Source organism: Streptomyces sp. GbtcB6, assembly GCF_019091475.1.
GTDB lineage: Bacteria > Actinomycetota > Actinomycetes > Streptomycetales > Streptomycetaceae > Streptomyces > Streptomyces hyaluromycini.
Genome location: NZ_JAGXJL010000550.1, coordinates 1 through 228 on the forward strand (window position 1 = coordinate 1; position 228 = coordinate 228).

The 228-nt window shown below is 70.6% G+C and carries 1 pseudogene; it reads left to right on the top strand.

Annotated features, from left to right (window positions below):
• Positions 1-228, top strand: a pseudogene (locus tag KVT45_RS55950) (cation acetate symporter); the annotation flags it as partial.

Sequence of the window (228 nt, forward strand, 5' to 3'; positions counted from 1 at the left end):
CCTGGTGGCCGAACTGGTGCGCAACTGCGGGCGGTTCACGCTGGCCGACGTGATCGCGGCGCGGATGAGCGAGCGGGCGGTGCGGATCGCGGTGGGCATGTCCTCGGTCACTGTGTCCGTTCTCTATTTGGTGGCGCAAATGGTGGGGGCGGCCAGCCTGGTAGCGCTGCTGCTCGGGCGGACCAGCGAGGCTGCGCAGGCGTGGACGGTCATCGGGGTGGGCGCGCT